Genomic DNA, 13939 nt, shown 5'->3' with positions numbered 1-13939 from the left:
GAATGGGAAAATTCAAGAAGACGATGCTGACTGCCGCTTTTTCTGCTGCTGCTTTGCTGCCGACGTCCGCACTCGCTGCAAATGAAGGGGAACAGCTGGAAGGAAAGCAGCTGACCGCACGAGCCTCCACAGTCCAGACATATGAGGTGCCGCAAGTCATGAAACGATTTACATATTCATCGGATCTGTCCTTCGATTACCCTGACGCAGTCAGAGGAATTTACGTAACCGGACCCAGTGCAGGAGGGGCAAAGTTCGATAGCTTGGTGAAGCTGGTGGACGATACGGATCTCAACACCATGGTCATCGATATAAAGGACGATCATGGAAACATTACATATACACCGGATGAAAAATCGCCATATTATGATATAGCCAAAAACTATATCGATGATCCGCAAAAGATGCTGAAGGAATTGGAAAAGCATAAAATTTATCCGATTGCACGAATCGTTGTATTCAAAGATACATTATTAGCCGAGAAAAAACCGGAACTTTCCTTTACCAATCAGGACGGCAGTGTCTGGAAAAATGGGCGGGGAGAAGCTTTCGTAAGCCCGTTCCAGCATGAAGTATGGGAATACAATGTAGAATTGGCGAAGGAAGCAGCCATGATGGGGTTCCAGGAGATCCAGTTTGACTATGTGCGCTTCCCGGAAGGCTTTGAAACGAAAGATGATGAACTCCAATACGATCTCGGGGATTATAAAGATGAGAATACGGATGACGTACAAAAGCGGGTGAACGCGGTGACGGATTTTGTTGCATATGCCAAAGGGGAATTGGCAAATTATGATGTCCAGACATCGGTCGATATCTTTGGTTATGCAGCCACACTTGAGGAAGCGCCCGGTATCGGACAGAATTTCTCCAAGATTTCTTCAAACGTCGACGTGATTTCCTCGATGATCTATCCGAGTCACTGGACCTCTTATTTTGGCTTGGACGTCCCGAATGACCATCCGTATGAGCTCACAGCGGAATACGCAAAGGTAGAAAATGAAGTACTTGGCAAGCTGGAGAATAAACCGAAATCCAGGCCATGGATCCAGGATTTCGAAGCACCATGGGTATCTTCCAAACAGTACGGCAAGCAGGAAGTGGAAGAGCAGATCCAAGCTCTAAATGAGAATGGTATCGACGAATTTCTCATTTGGAATGCAGCGAACAGCTATACGGAAGATGTGGATTATACACCTTGATACAAAGCAGCAGCCTCCCGGTAGGGGCTGTTTTGTTTATTGCGGGTCTCTGCGGGTATAACTAAGCTATGACGAATTATAAAAGGAGCTGCTTTATGAATTGGTATGAGAAGCTTAGCAAGTACTTTCCGGTAGAGGAGATGAAGTCGAGGGAGCATATGGAATTGCTGCTGAAGGAAAAAGCCGATGTATATTTCAAGGATGAGAGTGAGGACCATGTCCTGATGTATGCCGAATTCGACCATTTCCTGTTTATCGATTATCTATATGTTGCTGCCAAGACCCGCGGACAAGGAATCGGCGGTAAGCTGATCGAAAAGCTGAAGAAAAAGGGAAAGCCGATTCTCCTGGAAGTCGAACCCCTCCAGTATGAGGATTCCGATTCCAAGAAGCGGCTTCGCTTTTATGAAAGACTGGGGTTTCAGCATGCTCAGACGATTGGATACAATCGCCGTTCCTTGGCGACAGATAAGGAAAATCCAATGGAAATCCTTTATTGGGCGCCAAATCAAGAAACAGAAGAAGAGATATTCGATGCTATGCGGGATATGTACGAACAGATTCACACATACAAAGACAAGCAGCTATATGGGGAAGCTTATCAGCCTTCGGATGAAGCATTGACATTCTCAAAGGATGCTGCAAAGGATAGCATTTTTGATGCATTGAAAGAAAAACAGAAATAATTTATCAAAATGGGTTTTAAACCTTGAGGGAAGGGTAAACAGGAACCATAATAACGATACAAACGTATATTTGTGTAAAAACTGTGGTATATTTCAGGAAGTCTTTCAATAACTTGACCGCTGTAGTATACTTGTACATAGAGAGATTAAATTAAAATTATTTTAAATAAAATCTTTCCATGGGCAATGAAATAGAAACATATTCTGTATTGAGGAGTGAAGTTAAATGGTAACACTTTATACCTCACCAAGTTGTACATCTTGCCGCAAAGCTAAAGCTTGGTTAGAAGAGCACGATATTCCGTTCACAGAGAGGAACATCTTCTCCGAGACATTATCACTTGAAGAAATCAAGGAAATCCTGCGTATGACAGAAGATGGTACCGACGAGATCATCTCTACACGCTCAAAGGTTTTCCAAAGCCTAAATATGAACTTAGATCAATTACCATTGAAGAAGTTATATAGCTTGATTCAAGAAAACCCTGGCTTGCTGCGACGTCCGATCATCCTTGATGAGAAACGTTTGCAGGTCGGTTATAATGAAGACGAAATTCGCCGCTTCTTGCCAAGAACTGTGCGTACATTCCAACTGCGTGAAGCACAGCGCATGGTCAACTGACCTTTCACAGATAAAGGACGCGGATCCACTCGGATCCGCGTCTTTTTCTTTGTGCCATTCGGATGACAAATTATCTGAAATGCGCTACAATGGACAGAATCCCAAGGGTCATTCGCCTTTTTTCGGCAAATGTAAGCCTTTCTGTTTTCCATGCGGGAGGATTTATCATAAAATAGAAACATACACAGAAAAAGTTAGATTGAGGGTAAGGGAATACGGGAAGTGTAAAGGCAAGAGGGCGTTTTCACCTGCCACTTTACTGGAGGGAGAGAAAACCATGGAAATAGAAAGAATTAATGAAAATACAATCAAATTTTATATATCTTATCTGGATATTGAAGATCGCGGCTTTGATAAAGAGGATATTTGGTATAACCGCGAAAGAAGTGAGCAATTGTTCTGGCAGATGATGGATGAAGTCAATTATAAAGAAGACTTCAGTGTCGATGGTCCGCTTTGGATTCAAGTGCAGGCTATGGATAAAGGGTTGGAAATCGTCGTCACAAAGGCCCAGCTTTCAAAGGATGGCGAAAGCCTGGAGCTGAATGTGGACGATAAAGCCATTCAATCATCGGTGGAAGAGAAAGTCGATTCTGTTCTTGAAGAGAAATTCGGCTCCCATCAAGAGGATGGGGAAGAAGAGGATGCAGGAGAGCTATCCTTCATCATTCAATTCAGGGATTTCGAAGATGTGATCCAGCTCAGCCATTACTTCGAGGATACATACGGCATCGAGAACAAATTATTCCACTACAAAGATAAATATATGCTTTATGTGGAATTTGATGACACAGTACTTGGAGATGATGAGCAGGAGGACGTCTTGAGTCAAATCCTGGAGTTTGGATATGATTCCCAAACTACAATTTACCGATTGGAAGAGTATGGCAAGGTGATCTTCGCCAATGACGCACTTACAAACGTGAAGAAATACTTCCCTCGTAGATAGACATTCACTTACGGAATGTCTATTTTTTTGCCCAAAAATGCGTTTTTATAACTGTTTTTCCGTATTGCCTGTTTGATGGGATATACTGTCCTCAAGGAGGTGAAGCATATGCTGCAGGCGGAATTGGAGGATGGGCGGCTGGTGCTGCTGGCTGCATATCGGACAGAGCGGATCCATGAATTAAGGAAGTGCCGCTTCTTCTGTCCTGCCTGTAAAAAGGCCGTCATCATTCGTGCAGGCAGGAAAGTGATTCCTCATTTTGCCCATGAGCAGATTCAAGATTGCGAATTAACCAGAACCGGGGAAAGCCTATATCATATGCGCGGCAAGCTGCAGCTTTTCCGCTGGTTGAAGAGGCAAGGCTATACTGTGAAAGTGGAGGAACGTATCGGGAAGTCGGAAAGACGGCCTGATTTGCTGCTTCATACTCCCGGAGGAAGGCTTTTGGCAATCGAATATCAATGTGCATCCCTATCGGATGAAGAGTTGTACAGACGGAATGAAGCATATGGATGTAATGGAATCCTGCCGATATGGATACTCGGCGGTAATCGGATGAAGCGTACATCCACGTATATGCTCGATCTTTCGAAAAGAGATCAGCGCTTCCTCATGCAATACAAGCGGGATATGCCTTTACAGCTTTTGTACTATTGTTCGGATAGTGAAGCTTTTTGCAATGTCCAGCATATCCTTTTGACGGGAAAGAAACGGACTGTCGGTCAGTTTTATTTTCGTCCTCTGCAGCAAATCCATTTCCCTCAGCTTTTTCAAGCCCTTCCGAAAAACGTCCGCCAAATTGATCAAGCATGGACCGACTTTCAAGCGAAAATGGCAGCAAGGCCGCTGACGTACGCTTCTGCCCATCTGAAGCGATGGGTCCTGCAATTATATGAACGTGGTGTATCGCTTCAATCCATGCCTTTGCATCTATTACATCCCGTCGAATCCCAATACCATATGTCCGTGCCACCGTATGTATGGCAGACCGACCTATGGCTGAAGCAATTGGATCCCTTGCCTATCATGAAAAGCGTCACGCTTGAGCAGCTGAAATATGTCAGCAGAAGGTGGGAAGCCCTGAATAAGCCGTTTGCGATTTTTGCAGATCTGCATCCGGTTGAATCCTATATGGACCGTCTGTGCCAGCATGGATGGTTCGAACGATTGGGAACGGATGCTTACGTAAAGAAAAGGCATTCTCCATTTTCAGGAATGACATAATCGTTTTCTTCGCATGAATCTGCCGCTTTTATATATAATATAAGAGAGAAAATGCTTATAATTGAAGGATTTTCCCTACAACTATACGAAATAGTCTTTGGAACAGAAAAAGGCAAGCAGCAATGGAGGAGGATGTTCGTGTCAAAATCAGCTAAGTCTTTACCGAAAAGAAGCGAGGTACCAGTAGAAAGAACCTGGAACCTGGAGGATATATTCGCGACTGACGAACTATGGGAGGAAGAGCGCAAGGCGCTGGCCGAGGATGGAGACAAAATCTCGGCGTTCCAGGGCAAGCTTGGTGAGTCTGCAGAAACCTTGTACGAAATGTTCAAGCTGCAGGATGAGCTATCCGAACGCATCGGCAAGCTTTATACATATGCGCATATGCGCTATGACCAGGATACGACGAATGGGCATTATCAAGCATTGCAATCAAAAGCGGAACTATTGATCACACAGATTTCCAGTAAGATGAGCTATATCGTTCCGGAATTGCTTGCAATCGAGGAGGATCGCATACAGGAATTCCTGGCAGGAAATGATGATCTCAAGTTGTACGAGCATACGTTGAATGAAATCAGCCGTCAGCGGGCTCATGTGCTGTCTGAAAAGGAAGAGACCTTGCTCGCACAGGCATCCGAAGTGACCGATAATGGCTCCGCCACATTCGGAATGCTCAATAACGCGGATTTGACCTTCCCGAGCATCAAGAATGAAGAAGGAGAAGAAGTGGATGTTACGCATGGGCGCTACGTGACATTCCTGGAATCTCAGGATCAGCGCGTCCGCAGGGATGCATTCAAGTCCATGTATGATACCTTCAGTCAGTTCCGGAATACATTCGCTTCCACCCTATCCGGTACGGTGAAGAAGAATAACTTCTATGCAAAAGTAAGAAACTACGAGTCAGCTCGGCAGTCGGCGCTGGATAATAATAATATCCCGGAGCAGGTATACGATAACCTTGTGGAAGCGGTGAATGAGCGTCTGCCATTATTGCATCGCTATGTGGCACTGCGCAAGAAAGTCCTCGGGCTTGATGATTTGCATATGTACGATCTCTATACACCTCTTGTCAAGGACGTGGATATGAAAGTATCCTATGAAGAGGCGAAGGAGCTTGTGCTTAAAGGACTGGAGCCTTTGGGAGAAGATTATCAGTCCATCCTGAAGGAAGGCTTTGAAAACCGCTGGGTCGACGTGGAAGAGAATAAAGGCAAACGCAGCGGTGCGTACAGCTCCGGAGCATATGGCACGAATCCATATATCCTGATGAACTGGCAGGATAATGTGAACAACCTTTTCACATTGGCACATGAATTCGGTCATTCGGTGCATAGTTATTACACGCGGAACAATCAGCCTTATCGCTACGGCAATTACTCCATATTCGTTGCCGAGGTTGCATCCACTTGCAATGAGGCTTTGCTGAATGAATACATGATCAATAATGCGGACGATGAGCAAGAGAAGCTGTATTTGCTGAATCACTTCCTGGAAGGATTCCGCGGTACTGTCTTCCGTCAGACGATGTTTGCGGAATTCGAGCATATGATCCATAAGCACCAGCAGGATGGGGAAGTGCTCACTGCAGAGAAGCTGACATCCATGTATTATGATCTGAATAAGAAATACTTCGGCGATGGTTTGACAATCGACGAAGAAATCGGTATGGAATGGGCGCGTATCCCTCATTTCTATTACAATTATTATGTATATCAATATGCAACTGGCTATGCAGCTGCAACTGCCTTATCCGCTAAGATCCTGGAGGAGGGGCAGCCTGCAGTCGAGAAATATATCGGATTCCTGAAAGCTGGAAGCAGTGATTACCCAATCGAAGTATTGAAATCTGCAGGAGTGGATATGACGGATAAACAGACGATCCTGTCTGCACTCGATGTATTCGAAGCCAAATTGGATGAAATGGAGAAACTTTTGCAGAAATAAGAGGAACCGACGCTATCGCGTCGGTTTTTTTATGCCTTTGTATGTTCTTTTTCGGGTAAAGAAATAGCAAGCGGCAAGCAGCGATAAAAATAATACAGGCAAAGTGATGAGCATGGATACGAGATGAAGCAGGCCGAGAATATTGAAACATAAAGCAAAAATGACACAGGCGATCAATAGGATGCCGATTCCTCTCATGATAACAACACCTCCGACTACCAACACTTTATGCAGCCATATGAAAGACTAGACTAAACGAGCTTGTGACTTTTTTGTGAAAATATGCACATAATAGTTGCTATTCCATCGTATATTTGGTACATTATATTTGTGAGAAACATCACAAACAAGTCCCCTTTGTTTGGATTATTGTTCTCCCATCCCCTCAGTAGAAGTTATACATGCAAAAAGGTCTGCCATTAGGCAGGCCTTTTTGTATTGGCTCCTGTATCAGGGACTGGAATTGTGACGCTGCTGTTTCATTGGAGGGGGGAGGGATGCTGATGTTGGACAAGCCTTGTCTGCGTACATACCATGGATGGCCATTCAGGTACCCGTGGGATGCTTTTCTCCCGCCATTATAAGGAGGCAGCTTCCGGTCATCCACTGCCTCACAGGCGCTCTAAAGTGTGTTCTGGGAGGTGGTTTTCAGCTTGAATTGATGGAATACCATGAAACGATGCCGGAAGTGCCAGTTGACCGGAAACTTTAAGTCGAAGCTTTCCGATGCATGCTGATCTTCGACCATTTCCAGCCATCGAAAAACAGCCGCACGAGTGTACGGCTGTCAGGAATGAGTGCAGCAAAACGTTATTCAGCTTTTGAAGTAATATTATATTTCCAGAAAGTATCATGTTGGATGGGGATTCGTTCGACCATTTGTTTCAATTGCAGCTTTTTCATTTCCTTTTCTGTCTGGGCATTCGTCCAGTCATAGATCAATGAAATCTCCCTGCTGCCGACAAATTTATAGCTGGAGAGGAATTCCTCCACAGGGGGCTTCTCTGCCGGCTGCGGGTCTCTTTGCAGCATCTGGTGCAGGACGGTGACATACACGTCGTAACTATACAAACCGGAAATCTTGATACCGGAATCTTCCTCGGATTCATTGAAGAATACGATGGAGGGGGATTCTTCGATTTCCAATTCCTTCGCCAGCTTCACATCGCATTGGAATGCTTTCTTCGCTGATGGGGAGTACATATCCTCGCGAAACTCCTCCAAATCAAGTTCAGCGATTTTAGCGCATTCGATCAGGATCTCATCCGCTGTGATATCTTGCTTGTTCAGGAACAATGCTTCCTGGATCGTCCGCAGGAAGCGGGTGCCGGCTTTTCTTCCCTGCAGCTCTGCTGCTTTTATTGCAAGTGAAGTCCGCCACGGGAAGGAAACGGCATTATTCCATAAAATATTATCGGGCTGCAGGACAGCCTTCGGGTACGTGCATTCATTCCGTTCGCGTACAAGCGGCTGATAATCGCCGGTCAATATGGTACGCAAAGTGAAGTATTGTCCATATTCCATTGTTAGTTTCTTGAGAAAAGGCTCGAGTGACCAGCAATCTTCGCAAAGCGGATCGATAAAAACGTAAATCTCCACGGGTTTCTTTGAGGAAGGAAACAGCCCGCAAAATCCGCCACAGTCATCCTCAAGCCTTTGCTGTTTTGAATTGGAAGATTCCCAGCTCATATCGATTCTCCTTTCTCTTCGTCTGGTGTGTTCATCATATGATGTGCGGTAAGCGCAAGTCGTTCAAAGATTATGCTTTTATAAGGTTCCTCTATGTCAGTTTCCGCGAGGGCAGCTGCCATGCAGGAAAGCCATGCATCCTTACGCGTAGGTGTGATTTTGAAAGGGAGGTGCCGATATCTTAGCTTCGGATGACCATGCTCTTCTGTATAGAGCGGCGGCCCGCCTAAGAATTGTGTCAGGAACTGCTGTTGTTTGCGGCGGGTCTCCGTCAAATCTTCCGGGAAAATCGGCTTTAAATCCGGATCCACTGCCACTCGTCGGTAGAAGGCATCCACCAGGCGTTCCAATGCTGCCTGTCCGCCAATACCATCATATAATGTTTCAGCTTGATTCATGATTCTTCCTTTCTAATGCAAAGAGCAATCAACATAACATCTGCCCTATATGGGGTTGACTGTAATTCATTTTAGCAGGCTGCCATTGGATTGGGCAACTTATCTGTTTTGGAGGCTGTCATAGAAGCGCTGGATCTTGTTCGGCGTCTTTCGCTTCCCTATGCCGTGAGCGTCAAGAAGAGTTTGGAACACATTCTCCCCATGCTTATAGCTGCTGGCTTCCAGCTCCAATTCGTAATCGACGGTGTCACCATAGATGCTTTTATCAAGGACAATCGTGGTATCATTATATGATTTCTCCCGCCGGATAGTCTCCAGGGAGCCGCCATAATTCAATTCAGCAGCGGATATGTCCATTTCCTTGAGCTGCTTGCTGATATCAGGGCCAAGCGTGATTTGCCCTTGCAGCCATGCTTTGGCTTGCTCCTCCGTCAAATCATCATGCGTTTCCAGCAGCCCATCTCCTTGCGGCTGTTTCAGCGTGGATTGAAATCTCCCGTTTTTTTCCCTTATCCGCAAGGCGGATCCTTGTTGTTTCAACTGAAAGTCCTTTGTTTCGAAATAATGGTTGACCTGCTGGATGACAGGTGCGCTTTCCATTTCCAATGCATGATATAGTTTCTTGAATTCCGCTTCCGTGAGCAGATTCTTGAATTCGATTTCGATTTCTTGCGGCATACTGATACCCCCTGCGCGAACATCTGTGTTTTCGATTGTAATGCCAAGCTGCTTTTATGATACACTGAAAGCAGATAGAATGCATCTGGAACAACTAGACGCTGCTGGTAAGAAAAGGGGCTATGTAGAGCATGAATTGGGAAGTATTTTTAGCACCATATGTACAGGTAGTAGAAGAACTGAAAGTGAAGCTGAAGGGGATGCGTGCTCAATTCGAAAATGAATCACGTCATTCTCCCATTGAGTTCATCACCGGACGGGTGAAACCGATACGAAGTATTCTCCAAAAAGCAGCGAATAAGCAGGTCACAGTCGATGCACTGCATCAGGAAATACAGGATATTGCAGGGCTGCGGATCGTGACACAGTTCGTTGATGACATCTACACGGTTGTGGGCATGCTAAAAGCACGCAATGATTTCAAAATCGTCAATGAAATCGACTATATCGTGGAAACGAAGGAAAGCGGATACCGTTCCTATCATATGATCATCGAATATCCGGTTGAAACGATCCATGGAGAAAAGAAAGTACTTGCCGAAATTCAAATCCGTACACTTGCAATGAACTTCTGGGCTACAAATGAGCATTCCCTCAATTATAAATACGATGGCCAGATACCATCTGAATTGAAGACAAGATTGAAAAGAGCCGCTGAAGCTGCATTCCGGCTGGATGAGGAAATGTCCAAAATCCGGGATGAAGTGCAGGAAGCACAGCGGATTTATCATGATCAGCAGCAAATCAAAAAGCATAAATAGGGGTGTTAGCAGGGATGAAATATACGGTTCTGTCACGGGGAGATGAGAAGTCGGACCGCATCAAAGAAACGATTGTCGAACATTTGGCTCATTTCAATTTCGAGTACGATGAGAAGGAGCCTGATCTTGCGATATCCGTCGGTGGAGACGGCACTTTCCTTGAGAATTTCCATACATATGTCCATCGGCTGGACAGCACGGCATTCATCGGGATCCATACCGGTCATTTGGGGTTCTATGCCGATTGGGTACCGGAAGAATTGGAAAAGCTGCTGCTGCAGATTGCCAACAAACCATACCACATCGTGGAATATCCGCTGCTCGACATTTCCATCACCCACAAGGATGGGAGAGTGGACGAGCATCTGGCATTGAATGAATGTTCCGTCAAGACACCAGATGGTTCGGTTGTCCTTGATGTATCGATCAAAGGCGAGCATTTTGAAACATTCCGGGGAGATGGACTCGTCATTTCGACGCCTTCCGGAAGTACAGCCTATAATAAAGCGCTTAATGGAGCCATCATCCATCCTTCCTTGGCATCGATCCAAGTGACGGAGCTTGCTTCCATCAATAACCGTGTGTTCCGGACGATCGGTTCCCCGCTTATTTTGCCGAGCCATCATCCTTGTACGCTCCGGCCGACATTGGATAAAAGTTTCCTGATTGCCATCGATCATATGACCGAAAATCATTCGGATATCGAATCGATCACCTGCTCGGTCGCGAAGCAGCGTGTCCGTTTTGCCCGCTTCCGGCCATTTCCATTCTGGAAACGGGTGCATGACTCATTCATTGCAGATAAGAGGTAGACAATATGAAATTAAGCTGGACCTTGGCTGAGGAGATCGTCATCAAGGATTTCCTGAAGTCCCAAGGAGTTTCAAGAAGATTATTCAAAACATTGAAGGAGGAGCCCAAGCTGGTGACGCTCAACCAGCAGACGGCGCCTCTTTGGCATGTCGGCAAGGCAGGTGATAGCTTGGAAGTGGAGCTGCCAGAGGAAAAAGCAGGTTCCTATATGGAGGCAGAGCCGCTGGATTTGCCGATCGTCTATGAAGATGAGCATGTACTCGTATTGGATAAGTTGCCTGGTGTTGCGGTGATTCCATCGATGAACCAGCCGTCAGGTACGATTGCCAATGGCTTGCTGTGGCACTATAAGGAACAAGGTCTGCCGTATACAGTTCATATCCTGACAAGATTGGATCGTGATACATCGGGACTGATGCTGGTGGCCAAGCATCGTTATGCCCATACGCTCTTGGCTGCTGATCAGAAGCAAGGGGAAATCCAGCGGTCCTATGCTGCGCTGGTGGAAGGCACCATGACAGAATCTTCAGGAACGATAAATCGGCCGATCGGCAGGAAGGAAGGCTCGATCATCGAGCGGGAAGTAAGAGCGGATGGACAAACGGCAGTCACATACTTCCGTCGCCAGGCTTCCTTCAACCGCCATACACTGGTGGAAGTAAAGCTTGCCACAGGGAGGACACATCAAATCCGCGTCCATATGGCAAACATTGGTCATCCATTGGCTGGGGATACACTATACGGCGGAAAGACAAACGTCATCAACCGGCAGGCTTTGCATTCCCAGCAGCTGCGTTTTGTCCATCCATTTACGAAACGTCTGCTGACTTTCCATTCCCCGATTCCGGAGGATTTCCTAATCGAATGAGCGGAATTTCTCTTCGACGAATGGCTGCTGCGAGGGAACGCTGTGCAGACTGCGTTCCGGGAAGCGGCAGGCAGTCAGCTTGTTCCCGAATACACAGCCTGTATCGATATTGATCGTATGATGGATGATGCGGGCATCCAAAACAGGAGTATGGCCATAGATGACCCAGTCATCCCCATGATAATGCTTGGCCCAATCCAATCTTACCGGACGGCCCAGCTCGTCCATCTCCCCAGTCGTGTCCCCATAAAGGACAAAGCTTTTCACTTTTTTCCCTTCTTTGCCGATCAAGGACTCTTTGATTCCGGCATGCGCGGCAATAGCACCAAGTTCTGGAATCCGCTTGTAAAGCGGAGCTTTTTTATAGAGCTGCATAAACATATTGGACAGCTTTCGCCGTTTGTTCGGCGGACTGTTCTGCAGTTCTGCCACCGTAGTTTCCAAGCCGTGCTTTACTTGGACATTATTCCCGACCAAATATCGGTAAAGCTTATCACAATGATTGCCTGGGACATAATAGCCGATTCCTTCTTCAACAAGCCGATACACGAGTTCAATCACGCCCAATGAATCGGGACCGCGATCAGTCAAGTCACCAATGAAAAATGGCTGCCGATTTTCAGGGTGAACAGGCAGTCCATCCTCCAGCTCATAACCTAATTCATCAAAAAGCTCGTGCAGCTCAAGGTTGCAGCCATGAACATCCCCGATAAAATCGATCTTCATATCTATCACTCCTATACAAAAAGGGAAAGCTTAACGTAGCTTTCCCTTTTTTCATATGGCTTATTTCTGTGTTTCGAACATGTATGTCCGGGTCCTGGAATGAATGTTGAGCACGATGCCGATTGCAATCATATAAGCAAGTGTCGAGCTTCCTCCGTAACTGAGGAATGGGAGCGGAAGCCCTGTAATCGGAACCAGTCCCACCGACATCCCGATATTCTGGAATATTTGGTAGGTGAACATCCCGATGAACCCTGCTGAAAGATAGCTTCCAAACGGTTCATTGCTTTCCAATCCTACTTGGATCATCCGATAGATGAGGATGAAGAATAGGAAAAGGACAAGCGCCGATCCGATGAATCCAAACTGCTCAGCGATAGCGGAGAAGATATAATCCGTATGACGCTCCGGAATGGATACTTGGAAATTGGAAGCGCCTTTGCCGAATAGTATCCCCGATCCGATCGCCATCAGTCCCAAGCGGTACTGGTAGCTGGAATCCGGGTACTTTTCTGGGTAAAGCCAGCCTAGGAAGCGGCTTTCAACGTGCTTGAAGATCGTCTCCTGCAAGAAAGAACCAACTTGGTTCGGGAAGATGTACGACAGGATGACAAGAAATGCAACGGCACCCAATACGATCCCGAGTATGGTCAAAAGGAGCCGCCAGCTTATTCCAGAGACCAGGATGGTTGCACCAAGGATGGCACTCAATACCAAGAAACCGCCAAGGTCAGGCTGTGACGCAACCAACAGCATCGGAGGCAGTGCGACGGCAAGCAGTTTCCCAAGCAGGAACAAGTCCGATTTATTCGTGCGGATCGTATTTTTCTCATTATGGGACATGATCACATGCGCCAAAGCAATGACGACAAATACCTTTACGAATTCAGATGGCTGCATCGAGCCGATACCAGGCAGGATGAACCAGCTTGTCGCACCATTCGCTTCATTGATGATGGCCGATGGGAATCGGAAGAAAAGCATAAGGAGCATAACCATACCGATTCCATAAAAAATCCATACAAGCTGACGGAGCCGGTCGTAGTCAAGCAGCATCATGACAGCAATGACAACCCCTCCCACAATGTACCACATAATCTGCCGCGGCATATATTGGGTCTGGGCTGCAATCCCTGATAGAGTCGGCTGCAGCTCATATAAAGTGAATGAAGAGACGATACCAAGCAGTATCAATACTAATATAATTGTTAGATCTAACCGAAATTTGTTAGAATTCATACACAAAACCTTTCTTTCGTTCCTTCCGCATCTCTAGCTGCTTTAAAAAGCGATTAGATTTTGCAAATGAGTGGAATATAATCTTGTTACAGTTTACAACAAAATGACCGATAAATTAAGTGTACTCTATTAAA

The 13939-nt window shown here is 46.0% G+C and carries 14 protein-coding genes; 9 read left to right on the top strand and 5 right to left on the bottom strand.

Annotated elements, in window-relative coordinates; all coding sequences use genetic code 11:
• Window positions 1–2 precede the first annotated feature (2 nt).
• From CHH53_RS12190 to pepF, 6 genes are all read left to right on the top strand, one after another.
• Window positions 3–1202, top strand: a complete 1200-nt coding sequence (locus tag CHH53_RS12190; RefSeq protein WP_233135083.1) for a putative glycoside hydrolase — start codon at window positions 3–5, stop codon at window positions 1200–1202.
• A gap of 95 nt (window positions 1203–1297) precedes the next feature.
• Window positions 1298–1888: a GNAT family N-acetyltransferase gene (locus CHH53_RS12185; RefSeq protein ID WP_095216410.1), complete on the top strand. Its 591-nt coding sequence runs from the start codon at window positions 1298–1300 to the stop codon at window positions 1886–1888.
• A 226-nt stretch (window positions 1889–2114) separates the two neighbouring features.
• On the top strand, window positions 2115–2510 hold the full coding sequence (gene spxA / locus CHH53_RS12180) for a transcriptional regulator SpxA (protein WP_093726917.1): 396 nt from the start codon (window positions 2115–2117) through the stop codon (window positions 2508–2510).
• A 277-nt stretch (window positions 2511–2787) separates the two neighbouring features.
• Window positions 2788–3459 (top strand): adaptor protein MecA, encoded by a 672-nt coding sequence (gene mecA / locus CHH53_RS12175; RefSeq protein WP_095216409.1) that lies wholly within the window; start codon window positions 2788–2790, stop codon window positions 3457–3459.
• A gap of 108 nt (window positions 3460–3567) precedes the next feature.
• Window positions 3568–4683, top strand: a complete 1116-nt coding sequence (locus CHH53_RS12170) for a competence protein CoiA (RefSeq protein ID WP_158221555.1) — start codon at window positions 3568–3570, stop codon at window positions 4681–4683.
• Window positions 4684–4815: 132 nt separating this feature from the next.
• Window positions 4816–6633 carry an oligoendopeptidase F gene (pepF, locus tag CHH53_RS12165; protein ID WP_095216407.1) on the top strand — a complete coding sequence of 606 codons (1818 nt, stop codon included), beginning with the start codon at window positions 4816–4818 and terminating at the stop codon, window positions 6631–6633.
• Window positions 6634–7443: 810 nt separating this feature from the next.
• On the opposite strand, the gene CHH53_RS12155 is transcribed toward pepF, so the two are convergent.
• The 3 genes from CHH53_RS12155 to CHH53_RS12145 form a co-directional block, all read right to left on the bottom strand.
• Entirely contained in the window at window positions 7444–8322 is an 879-nt protein-coding gene (locus tag CHH53_RS12155; protein ID WP_095216405.1) for a ClpXP adapter SpxH family protein, read from the bottom strand.
• Window positions 8319–8720: a globin domain-containing protein gene (locus tag CHH53_RS12150; RefSeq protein ID WP_198946046.1), complete on the bottom strand. Its 402-nt coding sequence runs from the start codon at window positions 8718–8720 to the stop codon at window positions 8319–8321. Before CHH53_RS12150 ends, CHH53_RS12155 begins: the two co-directional genes overlap by 4 nt.
• Before the next feature lie 99 nt (window positions 8721–8819).
• Complete coding sequence (locus CHH53_RS12145) at window positions 8820–9398, bottom strand: CYTH domain-containing protein (protein ID WP_095216403.1); 579 nt, start codon at window positions 9396–9398, stop codon at window positions 8820–8822.
• A 131-nt stretch (window positions 9399–9529) separates the two neighbouring features.
• On the opposite strand from CHH53_RS12145, the gene yjbM reads away from it, so the two are divergent.
• The 3 genes from yjbM to CHH53_RS12130 are packed head-to-tail and all read left to right on the top strand — an operon-like array spanning window position 9530 to window position 11840.
• Complete coding sequence (gene yjbM, locus CHH53_RS12140) at window positions 9530–10159, top strand: GTP diphosphokinase (protein WP_095216402.1); 630 nt, start codon at window positions 9530–9532, stop codon at window positions 10157–10159.
• Between the two features lie 14 nt (window positions 10160–10173).
• Window positions 10174–10971, top strand: a complete 798-nt coding sequence (locus CHH53_RS12135; RefSeq protein ID WP_095216401.1) for an NAD kinase — start codon at window positions 10174–10176, stop codon at window positions 10969–10971.
• A gap of 5 nt (window positions 10972–10976) precedes the next feature.
• Window positions 10977–11840: an RluA family pseudouridine synthase gene (locus CHH53_RS12130; protein WP_095216400.1), complete on the top strand. Its 864-nt coding sequence runs from the start codon at window positions 10977–10979 to the stop codon at window positions 11838–11840.
• Here CHH53_RS12130 and prpE read toward each other — a convergent pair.
• Window positions 11829–12566, bottom strand: a complete 738-nt coding sequence (prpE, locus tag CHH53_RS12125; protein WP_095216399.1) for a bis(5'-nucleosyl)-tetraphosphatase PrpE — start codon at window positions 12564–12566, stop codon at window positions 11829–11831. The genes CHH53_RS12130 and prpE overlap by 12 nt on opposite strands.
• 60 nt (window positions 12567–12626) lie before the next feature.
• Window positions 12627–13805, bottom strand: coding sequence for an FtsW/RodA/SpoVE family cell cycle protein (locus CHH53_RS12120; protein WP_095216398.1), 1179 nt, complete (start codon window positions 13803–13805; stop codon window positions 12627–12629).
• Between the last annotated feature and the right edge of the window lie 134 nt (window positions 13806–13939).

This window comes from Terribacillus sp. 7520-G (genome assembly GCF_002271665.1).
In the GTDB taxonomy this organism is placed as follows: Bacteria; Bacillota; Bacilli; order Bacillales; family Amphibacillaceae; genus Terribacillus.
Note: the sequence above shows the minus strand (reverse complement) of the source record. Positions and strands in the feature narration are given on the sequence as shown.